The following is a 20,458-nucleotide window of genomic DNA, read 5'->3' on the forward strand; positions in this document are numbered from 1 at the left end:
GAAAAAATAAAAATCAGTGTCTATAATCGTGCTGGAAGGTTCTAATAATAACTTAACTAAGGATAGTAAAATGAAAAGATTATCGCTAGTCGCATTAGTTTTATCATTTGTCATGGGTCAGGCTGCTTTCGCTACAGCTACAAGCCAAGACTCAGCTACATCAACACAGACTACCTCATCTACAAGCTCTTCTGATAAGGCATCAGGTTGTGGTTGTGCTGATCGTATGCATAAGATGATGAGTTCCTTAAATCTTGATGCTACTCAACAAACTAAAATCAATGCCATCAAAAGCCAATTGAAAGAAACTTTAAAGTCAAACTGGGATCAAATGAAATCTATTCGCAGCCAAATTCATGAATTGGTTACATCTGATACCATGGATGATTCAAAATTAAATAGCTTAATAGATCAAAAGAAAGAACTTTTAGCACAAATGATGAAAGCTAAAATTAAAGCAAAACAACAAATTTATAGCCTTCTTAATACACAACAAAAGTCACAGTTTAAGCAAATGATGCAACAATGGGAAGAAAAACGCATGCACCATCAATGCTAATATTTAAGCCCCCTGGTGGGGGCTTTTTTTATTTGATGTGCTCCTGATGCGTTTCTAAAATAGTTTTACAAATTTAAATTCACATTTGCTTTAGCATTTATGGGGAAGTTGTTATTTTTCTTTTATAATTAATAGAATCTCTGTAATTATGTTCGACTAAGAACGCTTGTGTTACTATTAATACTTTTGCGGATTAAACCATGGCAGTAACAATTAAAACCCCGGAAGAAATTGAAAAAATGCGTGTCGCAGGCAAACTTGCGGCTGAAGTTCTAGAAATGATAGGCCCCTACGTTAAAGAAGGGGTTACTACTGACGAACTAAATACAATTTGTCATGACTACATAGTTAATGAACAAAAAGCTATTCCTGCCCCTTTAAACTACAACGGATTCCCTAAATCGATTTGCACTTCTATCAATCATGTTGTTTGTCATGGAATTCCCAGTAAAAAAGCATTGAAAGATGGTGATATTATTAATATTGATGTCACAGTGATTAAAGATGACTATCATGGTGACACGAGCAAAATGTTTTTTGTCGGCTCGCCATCAATTAAGGCAAAACATGTAGTTAGCGTTGCTCATGAATGTTTATGGATTGGCATTAACATGGTCAAACCAGGTGTTCGTTTAGGTGATATTGGTCATGCCATTCAGCAATTTGCTGAAAAAAACCGTTGTTCCGTTGTTCGCGAATATTGTGGACATGGAATTGGTCGGATTTTTCATGAAGATCCTCAAGTCTTGCATTATGGTGTCCCCGGGACAGGAGAAATTCTAAGAACAGGTATGACCTTTACTATTGAACCTATGATCAATGTGGGAAAACATCATACTCGACTACTTCCCGATAATTGGACGGTAGTTACTAAAGATCATAGTCTTTCCGCACAATGGGAACATACTTTATTAGTAACCGATGATGGTGTGGAAATTTTGACTTTACGTAATGAAGAACGATAATCGTGCCTTAAAACAATCAATTAAGCAGTTCAAGGAAGATCTGTGCAAGGAATTTTGTCAGAACGCCAGCATTACCACAGTGACCAATAAACTGGTTAATTTTATTGATAATATACTTCTCACTCTCTTTCATCAGAACAGTCTACATCTTGGTAATAAATTTTGTCTATTGGCTTTAGGGGGTTATGGACGTCGGGAACTCCAACTTCATTCAGACATTGATTTGCTTTTACTCCATTCAGAATCTATTTCTAAAATGCACTCTCAACGTGCCCAAGCTTTTATTCAAGACTGCTGGGACATTGGTCTGGATATTAGCCACCAAATTACTACTGTTGATGCGTGTGCAGAGCTCGCCAGTAGCGATTTAAGTGTCATTTCAAGCATCCTCGATATGCATTTAATTGGCGGCCGCGGAGCTTTAATGGAGGAGTTATTATATAAAACTCATCCTTTACACATGTGGCCCAGTTCCACTTATTTTTTTGCCAAAAAAGAGGAGCAAACCCAACGGTATGCCAAATATGGAGAAACTGCTTACAATTTGGAGCCCAATGTAAAGAATGGTCCTGGTGGCTTGCGTGATCTGCATATTTTAGTGAGTATTGGTAAGCGTCATTTCAATATTAATAAACTAGCCGAGGGAATTGGGAGTGGTTTTATTACCGATAAAGAATATGAAGAACTAATCCTTTGTCAGCATTTTCTCTGGCGAGTCCGTTTTGCCTTGCATATGCTTGCCGAAAAACAAGAAGAGCGATTATTGTTTGATTATCAGGTTAAATTAGCCAAATTGTTCGGTTTTACGGATAAAGAGCATTCTTTAGCCATTGAACAATTTATGAAAACCTACTTTAAAATTATTAAGCGGATTCGCGAACTAAACGAAATGTTATTGCAATGGTTTGCTGAAGCCATCGTTTACCATCAAAAACAACGAATTACTCCCTTAGATAATAATTTTCAATTGGCAAATAATTACATTGAGGTGAAACATTCGAAATTATTTTCCCAAAGACCTCTCACCTTACTTGAACTATTTTTATGGATAGCTAAACAACCTCATATTGAAGGTGTCCGCGCAAGTACAATTCGTTTAATACGTCAAAATCTTTATTTATTTAATAAAAGATTTTGTACCTCAAAAACTGCTACCAGTTGCTTTATTTCCATTTTCAAAACAGCAGAAGATCCTTATGAAGCATTGCATCACATGAATCGCTATGGGGTTTTAGGTCATTATCTGGATTGTTTTGCTGCTGTAACCGGTCAAATGCAATATGATTTATTTCATGTCTATACCGTTGACCAACATACGCTGTTTGTTATTCGTAACCTTGCTCGCTTCCTTAAACCGGAATATGCAGAACAATTCCCCTTGGCAGCACAATTAATGCCTACGATCAAACAACGTGAAATTCTCTATTTAGCTGCACTTTTCCATGATATAGCTAAAGGACGAGGAGGCGATCATTCCGAATTAGGTGCAGAGGAAGCCAGCCAATTCGCCTATCGTCATAACCTCAATAATCATGAGCGAGAATTATTAGTATGGCTCGTGCGAAATCATCTATTAATGTCACAGACTGCACAACGACAAGACATTTATGATCCTAAAACTATTCAACAATTTTGTAGTCTCTTACCTCACGCAGAATACCTTGAGTATCTTTATTTACTTACCGTTGCAGACATTTGTGCTACAAACCAAAAACTTTGGAATACCTGGAAAGATTCGCTATTAAAAGAATTATACCAGGCAACAAAGTTAGCACTACAAGAAAAAGATTTGGTTGATGAAACCGCCGTTATAATTTCTCGGAAAAAACAGGCCATGAGCATCCTTCTTAAAGCAGGCTATTCTCAAGAAAATATTGAAGCATTATGGATTAACTTCAAAAGCAAATATTTTTTACATGAACCTGCAGAAGTTATCGCAAGGCATACAAAAGCTATTTTCAATTGTAAAAAATATCCCCTGGTGCTTATTATGCCTCATCACAGCCAAGGCGGCACGGAGGTATTTATTTATATGCCTCATAGGGATGAGCGTTTTACTATTACAACGACAGTTTTAAGTAATTATTATACAACTATTCAAGAAGCAACGATTTTAACTTGTGATAATAATTATGACTTAGACACTTACATTATTCTTGATGAGCAACATCAAGCTTTTTTTGATGAAGAACGCATTGTTACAATTCAAGAAGCACTTATTAAACAATTAGCAAATACGAAAGACTTACCTAATATAACAAGACGTCGAGTTTCTCGTACTCAAGCTCATTTTAATTTAAGACCTCAAATAAGTTTTAGTGATGACAGTCAACTTCATCACACTCGTCTATTTCTTATTACCACCGATCGCCCCGGCTTACTTGCCACTATCAGCCGTGTTTTCCTAACTCTAAATATCACCCTGCATAATGCTAAAATTGCAACTTTTGGTGAACGTGTGGAAGACATGTTTTTTATTACTACAAAAACAGGCCAGCTGTTAGATAAAGAAGATAAAGCCAAATTAAAGCAAATGCTGATTTGTGAATTATTTAGCGAAGAAGTAATCTAATACTTATTCTCGTTTCTCTTTAAAAAAATCCGTTAATAAGCTTGCGCATTCTTGCTGCATAACGCCTTCATCAATGTGAATCTGGTGGTTTAAAGGGTAGCCCTGTAATAAATTGTAAACTGACCCTGCGGCTCCAGCTTTAAAATCGCGTGTTGCAAAAACAATACGTTTTACACGTGCATGAACAAGAGCTCCTGCGCACATAACACAGGGCTCCAGCGTAACATAGAGGGTTGTATTCAATAAGCGATAATTGCAGCAGTTCTTTGCCGCTTCTCGGATTGCTATAAGTTCAGCGTGCGCGCAAGGGTCATTTTTCTGTAATACTTGATTCCATCCACTACCTAGTAGATTATTATTTGCATCGATTAGAACAGCACCAACAGGAACCTCATTTTGCTCTTTGGCAATTAATGCAAGTTTATAGGCTTTCGCCATCCAAAAAGAGTCATTTATTCCCATTCAATCGTCGCAGGTGGTTTTCCAGATATGTCATAGGTGACTCGAGACACATTAGCAACCTCATTAATGATGCGATTGGAAACGTTAGCTAAAAAGTCCCATGGCAAATGGGCCCAATGAGCTGTCATAAAATCAACAGTTTCAACAGCCCGGAGACAAATCACATAATCATAACGACGGCCATCTCCCATTACTCCAACGCTTTTAATGGGTAAAAAAACAGCAAAAGCCTGGCTTACCTTATGATATAAACCCGTTTCCTTTAATTCCTCAATAAAAATAGCATCAGCCTGACGCAAAATATCAGCGTACTCTTTTTTAACCTCGCCTAAAATGCGCACTCCCAATCCAGGGCCTGGAAATGGGTGGCGATAAACCATGTCATAAGGTAAGCCTAGTTCAAGACCAATCTTTCGTACCTCGTCTTTAAATAACTCACGAATAGGTTCTAATAATTTTAATTTCAATGTTTCTGGCAGACCACCGACATTATGGTGTGATTTGATAACCATTGAAGCACCGTTGTTTTGCGTGGCTGCTGATTCAATAACATCAGGATAAATCGTTCCTTGCGCCAACCATTTAATATCGGTTAAACGCAGTGCTTCTTCGTCAAATATCTCAATAAATGTATGACCAATAATTTTTCTTTTCTTCTCAGGGCAATCCACACCTGCTAATGCATTTAAAAATTTCCCCTCTGCGTTAACAGTAATAATATGTATTCCCATATGCTCACTAAACATGGTCATGACTTGTTCTGCTTCATTTAAGCGTAATAAGCCTGTATCAACAAATACACAAATCAGTTGGTCGCCAATAGCTTTGTGTAGCAATGCAGCTACCACGGAAGAGTCCACACCACCAGAAAGCCCAAGCAGTACTTTGTCTTCGCCAATTTGTTGGCGAATAGTTTGAATCGCTTGTTCAATGATGTTATCTGCAGTCCAATTTGTTTGCGCCTGACAAATATCAACGACAAAGCGTTGTAAAATACGGAGTCCTTGTAATGTATGAGTCACTTCAGGATGAAATTGTAAACCATACCAATGTTGAGATTTATGTGCCATTCCTGCAATAGGAGCGTTTCGAGTTTCACAAATTACGTCAAACTCTGGAGGTAAACGAGTCACTTTATCACCATGACTCATCCATACATCAAGTAAGGCCTCACCTGCGTCTGTTGTTCTATCCTCAATATTCTCCAATAAAGGACTATGGCTATGTAAACGCAACTCAGCATAACCAAATTCACGAATATTAGACGACTGCACTTCACCACCAAGCTGCACAGCCATCGTTTGCATGCCATAGCAAATTCCGAGTAACGGTAACCCTGACTTAAACAACCATTCAGGTGCTCTGGGATTTGCTTCATGAGTTACGGTAGAAGGTCCACCAGACAAGATAACCCCACAAGGATTTAAACTTTGTAGCATTTCAACGTCAAGATTATAAGGATGGATTTCGCAATAAACCCCAATCTCCCTCACCCTTCTTGCAATTAATTGCGTGTATTGCGAACCGAAATCAAGAATAATTAAAGGTTTTTGTTTAATATTTCTCATAATTAATTGTCAATTTGATAGTTGGGAGCTTGTTTAGTAATACTCACATCATGCACATGGGACTCATGCATTCCAGCACTCGTGACTTGGACGAATTTTGCTTTATCATGCAACATTTCTATCGTATTGCATCCCGTATATCCCATGCAGGATCGTAATCCTCCCATTAACTGATGAATAATCGTCTGCACCGGGCCTTTATAAGGCACACGCCCTTCTATTCCCTCGGGAACTAATTTATCGCTGCCTTGACTGGCATCCTGAAAATAACGATCGCTTGAACCTTGGGCTTGTGACATGGCTCCTATAGAACCCATACCACGGTAGCTTTTGTAAGTTCTTCCCTGGTAAAGTTCAATCTCGCCCGGGGACTCTTCAGTACCTGCAAACATTCCACCCAACATGACCGTATCAGCGCCAGCAGCTAATGCCTTGCAGACATCGCCAGAAAATCGAATACCTCCATCGGCAATCACAGGTATTCGAGGGGCTCGGCCTTTAAGTCCTTCAGCCACATTAGCTATTGCTGTGATTTGTGGTACGCCAACTCCGGTAACAATACGGGTAGTACAAATTGAACCTGGGCCAATTCCCACTTTAACCGCATCCACACCAGCTTCAACGAGATCAAGTGCTGCAGCAGCTGTAGCAATATTACCACCAATAATCTGTACATCGGGAAAATTTTTCTTTATCCAGGCGACACGATTTAACACGCCTTGTGAATGGCCATGTGCAGTATCTACGACAAGAACATCAGCACCAGCTTCAACTAAAGCAGCCACGCGTTCATCTGTACCCTCACCAACCCCTACAGCCGCACCAACACGTAATTGCTCAGCATCATCTTTACAGGCAAAAGGATTTTCTTTAGCTTTTTGGATATCTTTAACAGTAATTAAGCCACGCAAATTAAACATTTCATTAACTACGAGCAGTTTTTCAATACGATGCTTATGCAACAGGCTGCGGACTTCTTCTCTTCCAGCCCCCTCCCTCACAGTAACTAAGCGTTCTTTTGGTGTCATTACCGCACTTACAGGCAAAGTAAAATTGGTTTCAAAGCGAATGTCTCTGCTGGTCACAATACCCACTAGCAAATCACCATCAACAACAGGCATACCAGAGAAGTTATGCTTGGCCATGACTTCAAGTAATTCTTTAACCGTAATATGAGGTGAAACTGAAATAGGATCTTTAACCATACCACTTTCAAATTTTTTCACTTTTCGCACTTCTTCAGCCTGAGCGCTAATACTCATATTTTTATGAATAATTCCTATACCCCCTTCTTGGGCTAAAGCAATGGCAAGGCGAGCCTCAGTGACTGTATCCATGGCTGCAGAAAGAAGAGGAAGATTCAATTTTATTTCACGAGTCAGGTAGGTTTTTAAAGAAACTTCTTTAGGTAAAACAGTCGAGTGGGCAGGAACCAACAACACATCATCGAAAGTCAGAGCTTGTTGCACGACAGAAAGTGACATACCTCACCCCTACGAAATTTAATTAACCGAACATTATACAAACAATTATAGGAAATCACAATTGATAACGTTAAAAAATGTATAATTTCCCTATTATTAAGGGGCTTCTTTCCAAATGCAGCGAGAAGTCTCTCGCTAAGCGGCAGATTCCTTATTAGTGCATCGACTAACGCTAGCTTTAAACGTTTTGTTTTTTACAAGCAGTTTGATGTCAGAAGATACACCCGGATTTTTATGCTATAGACCCAAGGATTGATAAAAAAAATTATCTTTCGGAAACACCTCCTTTCACTATGACCCTAATGGTAGCATTCCAATAGTATCATGCCACTGACAGGAGATTCCTCGCAGCGTTCGGAAAGACGTCACATTTTTGATAGGACCGCCGTGTTAAAAAAAATTATTATACTATTTTGAGTCGAGTAAGAACTGTTAGACTACATCCTAGGAAGCTACCTTATTGCATTTACAAAGTTTTTTGCAAAATACTGCAAACCAATGGGCTCTTTTTAATTGCCTTTCAAGAAAACGGTTAGTCTCCACTGCTTTTTCTGAATTATCGTATAACCAATGCATTAACGTTGCGATATAAATGGCGGTTAGGCCTGTTTCTTCTATTGCACGTTGAAAATTAACCGTTGAGCGCTGTGCTGCTTCTCGCCACCACTGTACCGTTCTACTAACTCGCAAAAGCGCCCTTAGCTGGACGTGCAAATGACCAGGTTCTAATTGTCCCCAGATCATCTCCTTCGCAACCTGGTGATGATTCTGTATGCTGCTAAACCATGAAATAAGTACTTGTGCCAAGCGATCTTCGCTACTGAGATTCAGAATTTCAGGTTTTGCTGCTACTTCCAGCATTGCTTTATCTGCACGTTCGAAAAAAGCAGGAATTAACGCATTCTTTTCGCGAAAGTGGGGATAAATATCCGTCAATTTAACATTTAAAAACTGCGCAATATCGAATAATCTTAAATCCTCCCATGAACTTCTTTCAGCTAAATAAAGAGCTGTATCCATAATTTTCTCTGCAGTTAAGTGCGATGTTTTCATCTTTAAATCCTTTTAACAGCAAGCACCTATAGATAAGCATATAATATAACGCTGATTAATCCAGAAATCTTACCCAGAATTACAGGCAAAATTATCCATAGGATTATATGCAAAATGTGAGGTCATTCTCACAGCAGGAGCCTTCTTTCTATAGCAAGCTCTATTGTGGCAGCTAAATATAAATGTATTCAACAAAGCTGTTTCCAGTAATTACATAGTGACAAAATAATTTCTTGATTGTCTTAAAACTTGAATAAATAGCTTTCACCTACTACTCTGAAAGTGAGACATCATTATTAACATGCTGAATATTAACACTAACTGTATAACTTATATCATCTATGCAAGGATGCTATCATGAAAAAAATAGTATTTTTGTTGTTAATTGTTGGCTCTACTGTTCTTCTCTCAAGTTGTGGGTGTTGTGGGACCTCTTCTTGCGGCGGTTGCGGCAGTTACACTGTTGCTTGCTGTGGTTCTAATGGCTGGTATTAATTGCCAATTATATACAAAAAAAAATTAATCTTCGAATTAAAACTGGACTGGGACTCTTGTCACAGTCCAGTAAATTTTTATTAATAATATTTAATTCTTGCCTTAATTCTTGCTTATAATTTTAATGATTTTTGGCTTTTTTAAAAAGCGCTTAATTTAGGCTAAGCACTCGTGGTGAATTCTATTAATTCTCATTCACTAATTCATGTTTCTTCTTAAGTCCTTAAAAAACAATTTATTTCACATTTAATTATTCATTTAAGTGTATTCAGTTGCCATCGTTTAAGCAGGATAAGCCTACAAAAAACGAAATTAATAAGTTAAATTATGATTTGAAAAATTAATTTTCTAATATCACTCTTTGAGCTTGAAACGAACAAACATTAACGTGTAAACTGAGCGAAAATGTTTAACTCGTAGACTAAACAGGAAGGTTCAACGTTGGCTAAAATTATAGTTGTCACTTCAGGTAAGGGCGGTGTAGGAAAAACTACTACCTCAGCAGCAATTTCTTCAGGCTTAGCCATGCGTGGGCATAAGACTGTTGTCATTGACTTTGATATTGGTCTTAGAAACCTTGATATCATTATGGGCTGTGAACGCCGTGTTGTGTACGATTTTATTCATGTTATTAACGGTGAAGCCAATTTAAATCAAGCGCTTATTAAAGATAAGCGTTTACCGGATTTGTGTATTTTACCTGCGTCCCAGACCAGAGATAAGGATGCTTTAACACTTGCTGGTGTTGAAAAAGTCTTGGCTGAGTTAGCAAAAGAATTTGAATACATTGTTTGTGATTCACCGGCTGGTATTGAAACAGGAGCCTTAATGGCCATGTATTTTGCTGACCATGCTATTGTAGTAACCAATCCTGAAGTTTCTTCGGTCCGTGACTCTGATAGGATCCTGGGCATTTTAGCTAGTAAAACTAAACGGGCAGTAGAAAATCAACCTCCTGTTCAAGAACATTTACTTCTCACTCGCTATGATCCTGAGCGTGTTGAAAAAGGGGATATGTTATCCGTAGAAGATGTTAAGGAAATTCTTGCCATTCCTCTAATGGGCGTAATTCCTGAGTCTAAAGCTGTACTAAAAGCGTCTAATACAGGAACTCCAGTTGTTCTTGATGAAACCAGCGACGCTGGCCTTGCCTATCAGGATGCTATAGCTCGCTTCCTGGGAGAAAGTAGGCCCATGCGTTTTGTTACTAGTGAGCGTAAAGGGTTGCTGCGCCGCTTGTTCAGTAAAAACAAGGAGGATATTCCAGCATGAGCCTATTCAGTTATTTAAGAAAGCGAAATAGTACTGCCTCAGTAGCTAAAGAGCGTTTACAGATTATTATTTCTCATGAGCGTTCTCAGCGAAATACGCCGGATTATTTGCCAAAGCTTCAAGAGGAAATACTGGCAGTGATTGCGAAATATATCCGCATTAGTCGTGATCAGGTTAGTGTGAACCTTGAACGCCTTGGTGATAGCGCAGTGCTTGAATTGAATGTGACTATGCCCGACGAAGTTCTAGAAGAGGCTTAATAGTAAATCCAACTTTAGCGAAATATTTTATCTCTCTAAAGAAATTGGATACTGTACAATGCAATAAACCCTAAAGCAGTCAATAAGAGAGCTAGCAATGGTCTTTTTAAAAGACGATAGGCAGCTTGGCTGACACCGTTTTTTGCCATTACCCTTAAGGTATTCAATTTTTCATGATGTTTATCAAGTAGGATTTCACCTTTAGGATTTAAAAGTTTTCCCTCTCTATTAAACCTATATTCTTCTGCATTTTCAAAATATCCGGCACCATAATCTACAAACAATTGTTCATTCTTAGCAATATCTCTTTTGGCTGTAAAAGCAACAATTTCTATACCATTGAGAATATGTCTATCCACCATAAGATTGACGTCGAGAAGGAAGTGATCTGGTTGGCTGGAGGAAGGAGCGTGATTCACGAATCGACCAATGTTGCCATAGTCTGTGGCATCAATTCCTAAACCTAAAAGATCAAAGTGAGGGTAAAAATGATATCGCTTTGATTCGGGATTAGTTTTCATTCCCTGATATACGCATACATTAGTCCCCTTCTTTATATCCTTTCTGGCATAAACGCCAAAACCAATAAATTGATTAATGTAGCGTATTTCACATAATTCAAACGGTTCTTCTTTGTTTAAAAGTTCGTATGCTTTGTCGTTATAGGCAAACAAGGCATCACCATCAACGGTTTCCGGTAAATTTTTAAATAAAATCGTATCATTAATTATTAATTTATCATGAAAATGGAATTGATGATTTGCTAGTTGACTGATTATACCGTTAATTTGATTAACAGTAATGAAATCCTTTGCTTCTTTATGGTCATCAAGAGAAAAAGGAATTTTATAAATAGCTTTTAAAGATAAAAAATGTGGTGAAGGAGAAACTACAAATTGGCACTCTTCTGGTTTGCTGGCGTGAAGTAACGTGGCATACACATATTTTGCCGTTTCTAGAAGACCAGCCATATCATGATAATGGTAATGATACGTGGTAGTAGACGATTTAAGATATGGATAAGAAAGCAAAGGGTGTTGAAAATCGAGATTTTGTAATAATTGAAATCCGCCCTTCTGAGATTCATCTATCTCGCATATCTTCGAGGAGACATCAAGGACAGCCTTTTTAAAAGGTGACTGCTTGTTATGATTGGTAAGGATAATTTTTACCATAAATTTGGACTTTATTATTCAAGCCACCAATAGCATTGGCATTCGTTTTTATATAAAATGTTCCAAGCAATAAAATCCGAATAAAGGATTGCCGCAAATCCTTTATTCGGAGAACACCAATTAAACAACTTCAGTTGTTAAATTATCTTCGCTCGGAGTTATTTCTTTCTTTTTTACCTTACTCAATGCGGCATCAAATGATGATCGCCGCAATTCATCATCACTAAAATCATCCACAGCAATAATTTCCTGTCTTTTGATTTCAGCCTCTCGCAAACGCATAGCATCATTAGTATCTAAAATACCATTTTGTTCTGCTTCATTAATTTGTTCTAGCAAGGTTAAAGAGGTTAATTTTCCTTCTCTCACAGCACGACTAACTTTTTTCTCAAGTTCTTCAATTGCACAAATTTTATGGAATGTATCTTCCAAACGGCCCAAAGGACAATTCTGGATGGCTTCTGCAAATACAAACCGAGTGAGTCGTGTTCTGGTTTCATTTGGTTCAGTAAGTATTTGAGCCAATTTAGCACCCAATTCATCAGAGGGAGCATGACGTTGACCACCAAACGGCTGCAGAATTAATTTCAGTACAATACGCGCCCAACGTGTCGGGAAATTAACAATAACATTATGAATAGCAGTCTCACTCTCATTTAGCAATTGCTGACAACTCCATTCAACTAAAGGTAAATCAGCAACTGGCTCACCATCATCATGAAAGCGTTTCAAGACAGCTGATATCAAATATAAATTGCTTAAAACATCCCCTAAACGAGCCGACATTTTCTCCTTTCGCTTAAGCTCACCACCAAGTATCGCCATCGAAAAATCAGATAAAAAGGCTAATTGAGCACTATAACGTTGAGCCAATTGATAATAGCGTTTAGCTTTGCTTTTTGGTGTGGAGATAAAGTGAGCATCTGTTATCGAATAAATTAAAGATTTGGTTAAGTTTGCTAATACAAATCCAGCATGACCCCAAAATGCTTTATCAAAGGCATTTAGGTCATTTTTGCGAACACTCTCTAATTCCTGGAATACATAAGGATGACAACGAATTGCGCCTTGGCCAAAAATAATTAAGCTACGAGTGAGAATATTAGCTCCCTCAACAGTAATACCTATAGGTAAATTTTGATAGGCACGTCCTAAATAGTTATTTGGGCCAAGACAAATCCCTTTACCTCCATGAATGTCCATGGCATCAATAGCAACTTGACGTCCTCTTTCAGTCGTATGATATTTTAAGATCGCACCAGCTACTGAAGGTTTGGCACCATGATCAATAGCTGCAGCAGCCATGGTTAAACCAGCGTCAATAAGATAGGTATTTCCGGCAATCCGCGCCAAAGGCTCTTCAATGCCTTCAAAGTTTGCTATAGACTGGTTGAATTGTTTGCGTATTCTTGCATAAGCACCACTCGCCAGAGCACCCGCTTGTGTACCCCCAGTCGCACTTGATGGCAAAGAAATAGCGCGTCCGGCACTCAAACATTCCATTAACATACGCCAACCTGCTCCTGCCATGGCAGCACCACCAATTAAATAATCAATGGGAACAAAAACATCCTTTCCTTGAGTTGGGCCATTCAAAAAGCCTGTATTTAATGGAAAATGGCGACGCCCCTTAATAACGCCAGGCGTATTTGCGGGAATTAAGGCGCAGGTAATTCCAACATCGGTTCCTTTACCTAAAATATTCTCAGGATCAAATAGGCGGAACGCCAAGCCGATAACGGTTGCAACTGGGCAAAGCGTAATATAACGCTTATTCCAGGTTAAACGGATTCCTAATACTTCTTGACCATTGAATTCTTGATAGCAAACTACACCCTTATCAGGAATTGAGGCTGCGTCAGAACCAGCATTAGGTCCTGTTAAGGCAAAGCAAGGAATCTCCCGTCCATCAGCCAAACGAGGCAAATAATATTCTTTTTGCTCTTTGGTACCATATTTTAATAATAATTCTGCTGGGCCCAAAGAATTAGGAACTGACACTGAGCTCCCAACGGTAACAGAGCGACCATATAATTTTGCTAAAATAGAAAACTGTGCCGTAGCAGAAAATTCCAGTCCACCATAATGCTTGGGAATGATCATTCCCAAGAAACCCTTTTCTTTAATAAATTGCCACATTTCAGGTGGCATATCTGTTCGAACGTGCGTGATATCCCAATCGTCAATCATGCGACACAATTCATTAACGGGACCGTCGATGAAAGCCTGCTCTTCAACAGTTAATTTAACTACAGGTGAACTAAGGAGACGATTAAAATCTGGTGAGCCACTAAAAAGGTCACCCTCCCAACTGACCGTTCCGGCTTCCAGGGCTTCTCGTTCTGTAGAAGACATTGCGGGCATTGACTTGCTAATCGTTGCAAATAGATGACGCGATAATAAATTTTTACGCAATGGCCTGATAGAAGCTAACGCAAAAATTGCAAAAATTCCCCAGAGAAAAACTTGACCAACGATCCCTGGCGAACCATAGTTAGTAACTAACAAAGCAAATAAAGCGTAACTGATAGTCCAAACCACAAGGGATGCTTGTTTAGCGAGCAATAAAATAGCCGCACCCACCACTGCTAATACAGTCAGAGTATGCAACACTGTCTTCTCCTTTTAATAAACGATCCTTAGGAATAACGATCTTCATACATGCGTTCAGAGTATGCTTGTAAAACTTTATTTTCAAGCAATCTTGTCATCCTTTCAGTATAGCATCAAGCCCCGCAAAAATTTGTTTTGCGACTTGGATTGGATGCTCCATTGGCAGCATATGAGTACCATTCATTTTAACCGCTGAGATATTGTAATGCTTTTGCATATAACGTACATCCAATCCATCAACAACTGTACTTTTATCTCCATAAATTAATAAGGCTGGAACTCTTAATTTTCCCTCGTATGCGTGTAAAGTGTGAGGTATAGTTCGGAAGATCAAATATTCTATATGGCGATCGAAGCGGAGTACATAACCTTCTTCGGTTTTTCTCATACCATACTCAATATAGTCTTCTAAACATTCTTGAGTAAATGTTTTAAACAGATCACGAGTTTTCAGGTAATTAATAAGTTGTTCTTTATTTTGCCAGTACTCTCTTCTACTGCGTGCTCTAAATGCCGGAGTAATCCTATCAATTATACCTAGAGCTTTTGCCAGTCTCACTACACTTGACTTCATGCGTCCTAAAAGAGGCGAGTCAATCATAATCACCGCTTTAAATAATGCAGGCTTTTCAATTGCAGCCAAAAGACTTAAAACTCCCCCTAATGAATGTCCTACTGCAATAACAGGTTGTGTCGCTTGCGCCTGCACACTGGCAATAATCTCATCCACGAGAAGATGCCAGTTTTCCGTGACAGGGAATAGAGGATTGTGTCCTATTTTATCAATATAACAATAGTCATATCTCGTCTCCAAGTGTTTTAACAATTGCATATAACAAGGCGACGGAAAACCATTGCCATGAGCAAAATGAATTAACTCTTTCACGAAACCACCAATTTATGGCTTTCACGTTTCAACGAACGTAATGCAAAACAAAAGTAGAATGCAGGCAGAATCATTAATATCAATCCAAAGCCGATAAAAAGCCAGTCTATTGTTAAAAAAAGCAAGAGAATAAGTATCTGCGGTGTTGAACTAACCGATAGCAAACGAGATGATTGTTTATAGCTAATTGATAAGCGAAAAAACAAGTTGGAAATAAACTGTCCCATGAGTGCAAATGCTAAAAGAAATACCAAATAAATTAAAAACAATAACAATGCTACAGTAGGATAAATAATGATTAGTGAAAACAATTTCACTCGCTTCAAGCCAGACGATTTTATCCAAGTGCTGCCATCAAATATTTGATTGATATTTTTACTTAGAGGCTGCACATAAATTTGATCTGCCTCTTCATCCATCTGCTTCGTAAAAAAGAACTGGGGTGAACGAATACGATAGAAAAATTTATCTTCGGTGATTAAGGTCGTTAAATTAGGATAGGTTTTATCAATGGTTTTAACTTTTCCTGTCGTATCAATAATTGAGACAATTTCCCCTGCATCATTTTTGATGAAATACGGCATTGGTTCGTCAAAAGACACTTTTCCATTTTGAATATAAATAGGCGGTAATTTTTTAAGCGGTTCAATGATTTGCTGTTCAAAAAAAGTATTAAACTCAACAGCAATACGTAATGAGAATGGGATTGAGAATAAAAATATAACCAATAATAAATAAAGTATGCCTAAACCTTTCCAGCGTTTGCCAACATCCACATATAAACGACTACTAAAAAAAGATAGAAGCAAAGCTTGCCAATAGTTGTAAAAGGGTGCATCAATTTTTCTTAAAGTTTTTTGTTCAGTCATGCCACCCTCCTAGACGTAAACCAGTTTTTTGACGAAATAGATTAGCTTTATTTATAATAAGTTCCAAGGCAAGTCTGTCATCAACAATTTCAATGTCAGCCGAAACCCGTACTGAAAAACGCCCCTTGCCACAATATGTGACAGCCTGAATCAATTTGTCAGCTCCCATGTCATCAACAAATTCAATCTTAACAGGAATTGCTGACGGGTTACCTTTCTCAACGACTTTTAAATGTTCCGGTCTAAATCCGATAACCACCTCTTCATTATCCATAAGCGATTCTTTTACCAGCGGTAGTGGGAACTCAACCCCAAAATCAGCCAGGACCTTTTGTTGATTTTGATCAATTTTAGCTGGTAAAAAATTAATCGGATAATGACCAATAAAACTCGCAACAAAAAGCGATGCAGGTTGTGAATATAAAAGTTGTGGCGAACCAATTTGTTCTATTTTTCCTTTGTTTAAAACTAATACTCTCGATGCCATAGTCATGGCTTCGGTTTGATCATGAGTAACATATAAACATGTTGTTTGTAATTTTTGATGCATTCTTTTGATTTCGTAGCGCATTTCCGTACGTAACTTTGCATCGAGATTAGAAAGAGGCTCATCAAATAAAAAGACCGCAGGCGAACGTACAATAGCTCTTCCCATAGCAACTCGTTGGCGCTGCCCTCCAGAAAGTGCTTGTGGCTTACGTTGCAAATAATCGGTTAGTTGCAACATGGCCGCTACCTCTTGTGTTTTTTGTTGGATTAGCGATGCCTTCATACCTCGCATTTTAAGGCCATAAGCCATATTATCAAAAACGGTCATATGCGGATAAAGTGCATAGTTCTGGAACACCATTGCCATATCGCGTTTTGCAGGAGGGATTTTGTTGACACATTGATTGTTAATCAAAATATTTCCGCTCGTCACTGTATCCAAACCTGCAACAAGTCGCAATAAGGTTGATTTTCCACAACCTGAAGGCCCTATTACAACCACAAACTCCCCTTTCTCAATGTTTAGGTTTATTTTGTCGAGAATGCGTTGTTGTGTGTAGACTTTATCCACATCGATTAAATTTACCGTGGCCATCAGTGTGTTAACCCCTTTTCAAACCATCGTTGCATTGTTAAGACCACCAAACACGGTGGTATCAATGCAATTAAAGCAATAGTCATTATGTAATGCCATTGGGGAATCTGATCAGCAACGCCGGCCAAATAACGAATCCCCATAACTATCGTTGCCATACTGCTATCTGTTGTAATTACCAGTGGCCAAAGATACTGATTCCATCCATATACAAATAAAATAATAAATAAAGCGGCAATTTGAGTTTTAGATAGGGGTAAAAGAATATCCCAAAAAAAACGTACTGGTCCTGCCCCATCCAAAGTCGCTGCATCAATTAACTCTTTAGGTATTGTCTTAAAAAATTGCCGAAATAAAAAGGTGGCTGTTGCTGAGGCCATTAAAGGAAAACTAAGACCAGCAAAACTATTTAACCAGCCAAAAGCAGCAATCACCTGAAAGGTTGGCACAATTCTTACCTCAACGGGTAACATCATCGTCGTAAAAATTAACGCAAAGAAAAATTGTTTACCTGGAAAGTCAAAATAGACAAGCGCAAAGGCAGAAAACAACGCTAAAATTATTTTGCCACCGGCAATCAGAATTGCCATAGCAAAACTATTCAGTAGCATCTGCCATACAGGTTGCCCACCTGTTGCCACCAGCCCCTGAGTCAATACCACTTTAATATTATGAAATAAAACAGTGCCGGGCCAGACAGGCAGTGGCGCCTGCATCATTGCTGTACCATTATGACTGGCGGCAACCAAAGCCAAATAAAGAGGAATAAACAATAATGCAACAAAAAAGCATAGCAAGCTATGGCTAAGAATTCGCTTGAATATTTTCATTCGTAATGCACTTTTTTCTCAAGGTAACGGAATTGAAATAAAGTAAGCACAATCACCATAATCATCAACATGACGGATTGAGCAGAAGAACTTCCTGGATCTAACCCCACAAAACCGTCTTTATACACTTTGTAAATTAATGTTGTCGTACTATTATTAGGGCCCCCATTTGTCATCACATCAATAATGCCAAAAGTATCAAAAAAAGCATAAATTAAGTTCATAATTAATAGAAAAAAACTTGTGGGTGATAACAATGGAAAAACGATTTGCCAAAATCGACGCCATGCGGAAGCGCCATCAATTATTGCAGCCTCAATCAAAGAATTGGGTATCGCTTGCAGTGCTGCAAAGAAGAAAAGAAAATTGTAGCTTAATTGCTGCCAGCACGCTGTTACTATTACAACAAGCAGTGCCTGCTTTGCATTAATTAAATAATTAAAATGTATCCCTACGTGTTGTAATCCATGAGCCAGCCATCCAATCGTTGGCTGACATAAGAAACGCCATAATATGGCGGCAATAGCTGGTGCTACGGCATAGGGCCAAAGAAACAGAGTTTTATAGACGGATTGACTTTTGCGTCGTGCTTGCACAAGAGTAGCTAAAAGCAGCCCTAAGCTCATTGTTCCTAAAGTTACAAAAAAAGCAATTATAAGCGTTACATAGAGTGCTTTAAGGTAACCAGGATCTTTTAGCAAATCAAAAAAATTCGTTAACCCTGCAAACTGACTATGTAAACCAAAGGCATCGCTGAAGAAAAAAGCTTGCGTTAACGCACTAAGTGCAGGCCAAATAAAAAATAAAAGTGTTACTAGCAATTGCGGAAAAATAAAAAACAATGCTAATTTTTTGTATTGAGTGTATTTAGCCATTAACAGATTAAATAACCAGATTGCATGGCAGTATATAACGAACAGTTTTCCTTTTGCGAGCTTTATAGTGATACACGGCTTTCTCCTATTGATATTTCTTCTCTTCACCTTTAATACGTTAAAAAATTACGCTACGCGATCCATCTAACCTGAGATATAGTTAGCTAATTCACTCTCCACTTGATAATACTATGCGCTGCATTCTAATTGATAATCCAGGCCAAAGCAGTCGCTTAACTATAAGCGAGCAAGCTCTCCCCACTTGCCAACGAGAGGAAATTTTAGTGCAAGTCAAAGCAACGGCAATAAATCGAGCTGATTTACTACAAAGACAAGGAAAATACCCTCCCCCTGTTGGTGAATCCATTATCCCCGGTTTAGAAGTTGCTGGAGAAGTTGTTGATGTAGGCAGTGATGTAACTCGCTTCCAAAAAGGGGATCGCATCTATGGATTAGTAGCAGCGGGAGCTTATGCTGAGTATTGTTGTGTCAATCAAAATCTTGCTGAACTTATTCCCAATAATTGGAGTTATGCTTATGCGGCAGCTTTACCCGAGGCCTTGGTAACTGCACATGCAACTGTCTTTTTATTAGGTCAATTACAGCAAGGGCAAACCTTGCTAATCCATGCGGCAGGAAGCGGAATTACCTCTCTCGCTATACAAATGGCTAAATTAAAAGGTGCGAAGATCATTAGTACCGCCAGTAGTGAGGAAAAAATTTTAAAGGCTAAGAAATTAGGAGTAACCACTTTAATAAATTATAAAAAAGAAGACTTTGAAACCGTACTTGAAGAACGTTCCATCGATATTATTGTTGACTTTATTGGGGGCTCTTATTTTCCCAAACACTTAAAACTTTTAAAATCCCAAGGAAAACTGATTCAAATTGCCTGTATGCAAGGACATCTTGTGGAAGCCAATTTATTGCTAGTCATGCAAAAACGTCTGCAAATCAACGGTTTTGTTTTACGTCCACAATCTCTTCTCGAAAAAATCGAGCTTTGGAGATCAGCACAAAAATTATGGGCCACATCCTTGCTCAATCAACATATTGCCCCTGTTATTGATTCAGAATTTCGTTTTGAAGACATGGAACAAGCCCATGCACGGATGCAAAACAATGAGCATTTTGGAAAAATCGTTGTTACGCTGAGTTAGCCTTGATGCCTTGATGCTGCTTTGGGAGCATCAAGATGCACAATCAATTAGAATTACACTGAAAGACAGAACTCTCAGTTTCCACAACAAGCGTACTTTTTAATTTAAAAGCGCCATTCTGTCTAGGTGTTCCTGTTGAACGCTGCTTACGCTCATTAGCAGCGGGATCATTATTCGCAGTAAAACTTTGTGAATCAACTGGCAAGGCAACATTCTTATTATCAGATACCAAATTTAATTTGCTGATTTGGGAGAAACAAATTCCAGATTGCCGCC

At 38.4% G+C, this 20,458-nt stretch carries 19 protein-coding genes; 7 read left to right on the forward strand and 12 right to left on the reverse strand.

Going from position 1 to position 20,458, the window contains the following annotated elements:
* Positions 1 to 70: 70 nt before the first annotated feature.
* From PXX05_RS06880 to glnD, 3 genes are all read left to right on the forward strand, one after another.
* Entirely contained in the window at positions 71 to 559 is a 489-nt protein-coding gene (locus tag PXX05_RS06880; RefSeq protein ID WP_275090323.1) for a Spy/CpxP family protein refolding chaperone, read from the forward strand.
* Positions 560 to 759: 200 nt separating this feature from the next.
* On the forward strand, positions 760 to 1,524 hold the full coding sequence (map, locus tag PXX05_RS06885) for a type I methionyl aminopeptidase (RefSeq protein ID WP_275090324.1): 765 nt from the start codon (positions 760 to 762) through the stop codon (positions 1,522 to 1,524).
* Positions 1,511 to 4,096, forward strand: a complete 2,586-nt coding sequence (gene glnD / locus PXX05_RS06890; protein WP_275090325.1) for a [protein-PII] uridylyltransferase — start codon at positions 1,511 to 1,513, stop codon at positions 4,094 to 4,096. Before map ends, glnD begins: the two co-directional genes overlap by 14 nt.
* 3 nt (positions 4,097 to 4,099) lie before the next feature.
* Here the strand turns inward: glnD and tadA are convergent, their stop codons facing one another.
* The 4 genes from tadA to PXX05_RS06910 all read right to left on the reverse strand — a co-directional run bounded on the left by tadA (position 4,100) and on the right by PXX05_RS06910 (position 8,663).
* Positions 4,100 to 4,558 carry a tRNA adenosine(34) deaminase TadA gene (tadA, locus tag PXX05_RS06895; protein WP_275090326.1) on the reverse strand — a complete coding sequence of 153 codons (459 nt, stop codon included), beginning with the start codon at positions 4,556 to 4,558 and terminating at the stop codon, positions 4,100 to 4,102.
* On the reverse strand, positions 4,549 to 6,126 hold the full coding sequence (gene guaA, locus PXX05_RS06900) for a glutamine-hydrolyzing GMP synthase (RefSeq protein WP_275090327.1): 1,578 nt from the start codon (positions 6,124 to 6,126) through the stop codon (positions 4,549 to 4,551). The genes tadA and guaA overlap by 10 nt, the downstream gene beginning before the upstream one ends.
* A gap of 2 nt (positions 6,127 to 6,128) precedes the next feature.
* Positions 6,129 to 7,610 (reverse strand): IMP dehydrogenase, encoded by a 1,482-nt coding sequence (gene guaB, locus PXX05_RS06905; RefSeq protein ID WP_275090328.1) that lies wholly within the window; start codon positions 7,608 to 7,610, stop codon positions 6,129 to 6,131.
* A 444-nt stretch (positions 7,611 to 8,054) separates the two neighbouring features.
* Positions 8,055 to 8,663 carry a TetR/AcrR family transcriptional regulator gene (locus PXX05_RS06910; protein ID WP_275090329.1) on the reverse strand — a complete coding sequence of 203 codons (609 nt, stop codon included), beginning with the start codon at positions 8,661 to 8,663 and terminating at the stop codon, positions 8,055 to 8,057.
* A 357-nt stretch (positions 8,664 to 9,020) separates the two neighbouring features.
* On the opposite strand from PXX05_RS06910, the gene PXX05_RS06915 reads away from it, so the two are divergent.
* From PXX05_RS06915 to minE, 3 genes are all read left to right on the forward strand, one after another.
* The gene (locus tag PXX05_RS06915; protein ID WP_275090330.1) at positions 9,021 to 9,158 is read left to right on the forward strand and encodes a hypothetical protein; all 138 of its coding nucleotides are present in this window, start codon (positions 9,021 to 9,023) and stop codon (positions 9,156 to 9,158) included.
* A gap of 441 nt (positions 9,159 to 9,599) precedes the next feature.
* Complete coding sequence (gene minD, locus PXX05_RS06920) at positions 9,600 to 10,430, forward strand: septum site-determining protein MinD (RefSeq protein WP_275090331.1); 831 nt, start codon at positions 9,600 to 9,602, stop codon at positions 10,428 to 10,430.
* Positions 10,427 to 10,690 (forward strand): cell division topological specificity factor MinE, encoded by a 264-nt coding sequence (minE, locus tag PXX05_RS06925; RefSeq protein WP_275090332.1) that lies wholly within the window; start codon positions 10,427 to 10,429, stop codon positions 10,688 to 10,690. The genes minD and minE overlap by 4 nt, the downstream gene beginning before the upstream one ends.
* A 35-nt stretch (positions 10,691 to 10,725) precedes the next feature.
* Here the strand turns inward: minE and PXX05_RS06930 are convergent, their stop codons facing one another.
* From PXX05_RS06930 to ugpA, 7 genes are all read right to left on the reverse strand, one after another.
* On the reverse strand, positions 10,726 to 11,865 hold the full coding sequence (locus PXX05_RS06930) for an SET domain-containing protein-lysine N-methyltransferase (RefSeq protein WP_275090333.1): 1,140 nt from the start codon (positions 11,863 to 11,865) through the stop codon (positions 10,726 to 10,728).
* A gap of 120 nt (positions 11,866 to 11,985) precedes the next feature.
* Positions 11,986 to 14,478, reverse strand: a complete 2,493-nt coding sequence (locus PXX05_RS06935; RefSeq protein WP_275090334.1) for an acyl-CoA dehydrogenase — start codon at positions 14,476 to 14,478, stop codon at positions 11,986 to 11,988.
* 94 nt (positions 14,479 to 14,572) lie between these two features.
* Positions 14,573 to 15,364, reverse strand: coding sequence for an alpha/beta fold hydrolase (locus PXX05_RS06940; RefSeq protein WP_275090335.1), 792 nt, complete (start codon positions 15,362 to 15,364; stop codon positions 14,573 to 14,575).
* Positions 15,361 to 16,233, reverse strand: a complete 873-nt coding sequence (locus tag PXX05_RS06945; protein WP_275090336.1) for a DUF1189 family protein — start codon at positions 16,231 to 16,233, stop codon at positions 15,361 to 15,363. Before PXX05_RS06945 ends, PXX05_RS06940 begins: the two co-directional genes overlap by 4 nt.
* Entirely contained in the window at positions 16,226 to 17,317 is a 1,092-nt protein-coding gene (locus PXX05_RS06950; protein ID WP_275090337.1) for an ABC transporter ATP-binding protein, read from the reverse strand. The genes PXX05_RS06945 and PXX05_RS06950 overlap by 8 nt, the downstream gene beginning before the upstream one ends.
* Positions 17,317 to 18,147 (reverse strand): sn-glycerol-3-phosphate ABC transporter permease UgpE, encoded by an 831-nt coding sequence (gene ugpE, locus PXX05_RS06955; protein WP_275090338.1) that lies wholly within the window; start codon positions 18,145 to 18,147, stop codon positions 17,317 to 17,319. The genes PXX05_RS06950 and ugpE overlap by 1 nt, the downstream gene beginning before the upstream one ends.
* Entirely contained in the window at positions 18,144 to 19,022 is an 879-nt protein-coding gene (gene ugpA / locus PXX05_RS06960) for a sn-glycerol-3-phosphate ABC transporter permease UgpA (protein WP_275090339.1), read from the reverse strand. The genes ugpE and ugpA overlap by 4 nt, the downstream gene beginning before the upstream one ends.
* 191 nt (positions 19,023 to 19,213) lie before the next feature.
* Between ugpA and PXX05_RS06965 the strand changes: the two genes are divergently transcribed.
* Positions 19,214 to 20,182: an NAD(P)H-quinone oxidoreductase gene (locus PXX05_RS06965; RefSeq protein WP_275090340.1), complete on the forward strand. Its 969-nt coding sequence runs from the start codon at positions 19,214 to 19,216 to the stop codon at positions 20,180 to 20,182.
* A 43-nt stretch (positions 20,183 to 20,225) separates the two neighbouring features.
* Here the strand turns inward: PXX05_RS06965 and PXX05_RS06970 are convergent, their stop codons facing one another.
* Positions 20,226 to 20,414, reverse strand: coding sequence for a hypothetical protein (locus PXX05_RS06970; RefSeq protein WP_275090341.1), 189 nt, complete (start codon positions 20,412 to 20,414; stop codon positions 20,226 to 20,228).
* Positions 20,415 to 20,458: the final 44 nt, after the last annotated feature.

It is taken from the genome of Legionella cardiaca, assembly GCF_029026145.1.
Lineage (GTDB): Bacteria > Pseudomonadota > Gammaproteobacteria > Legionellales > Legionellaceae > Tatlockia > Tatlockia cardiaca.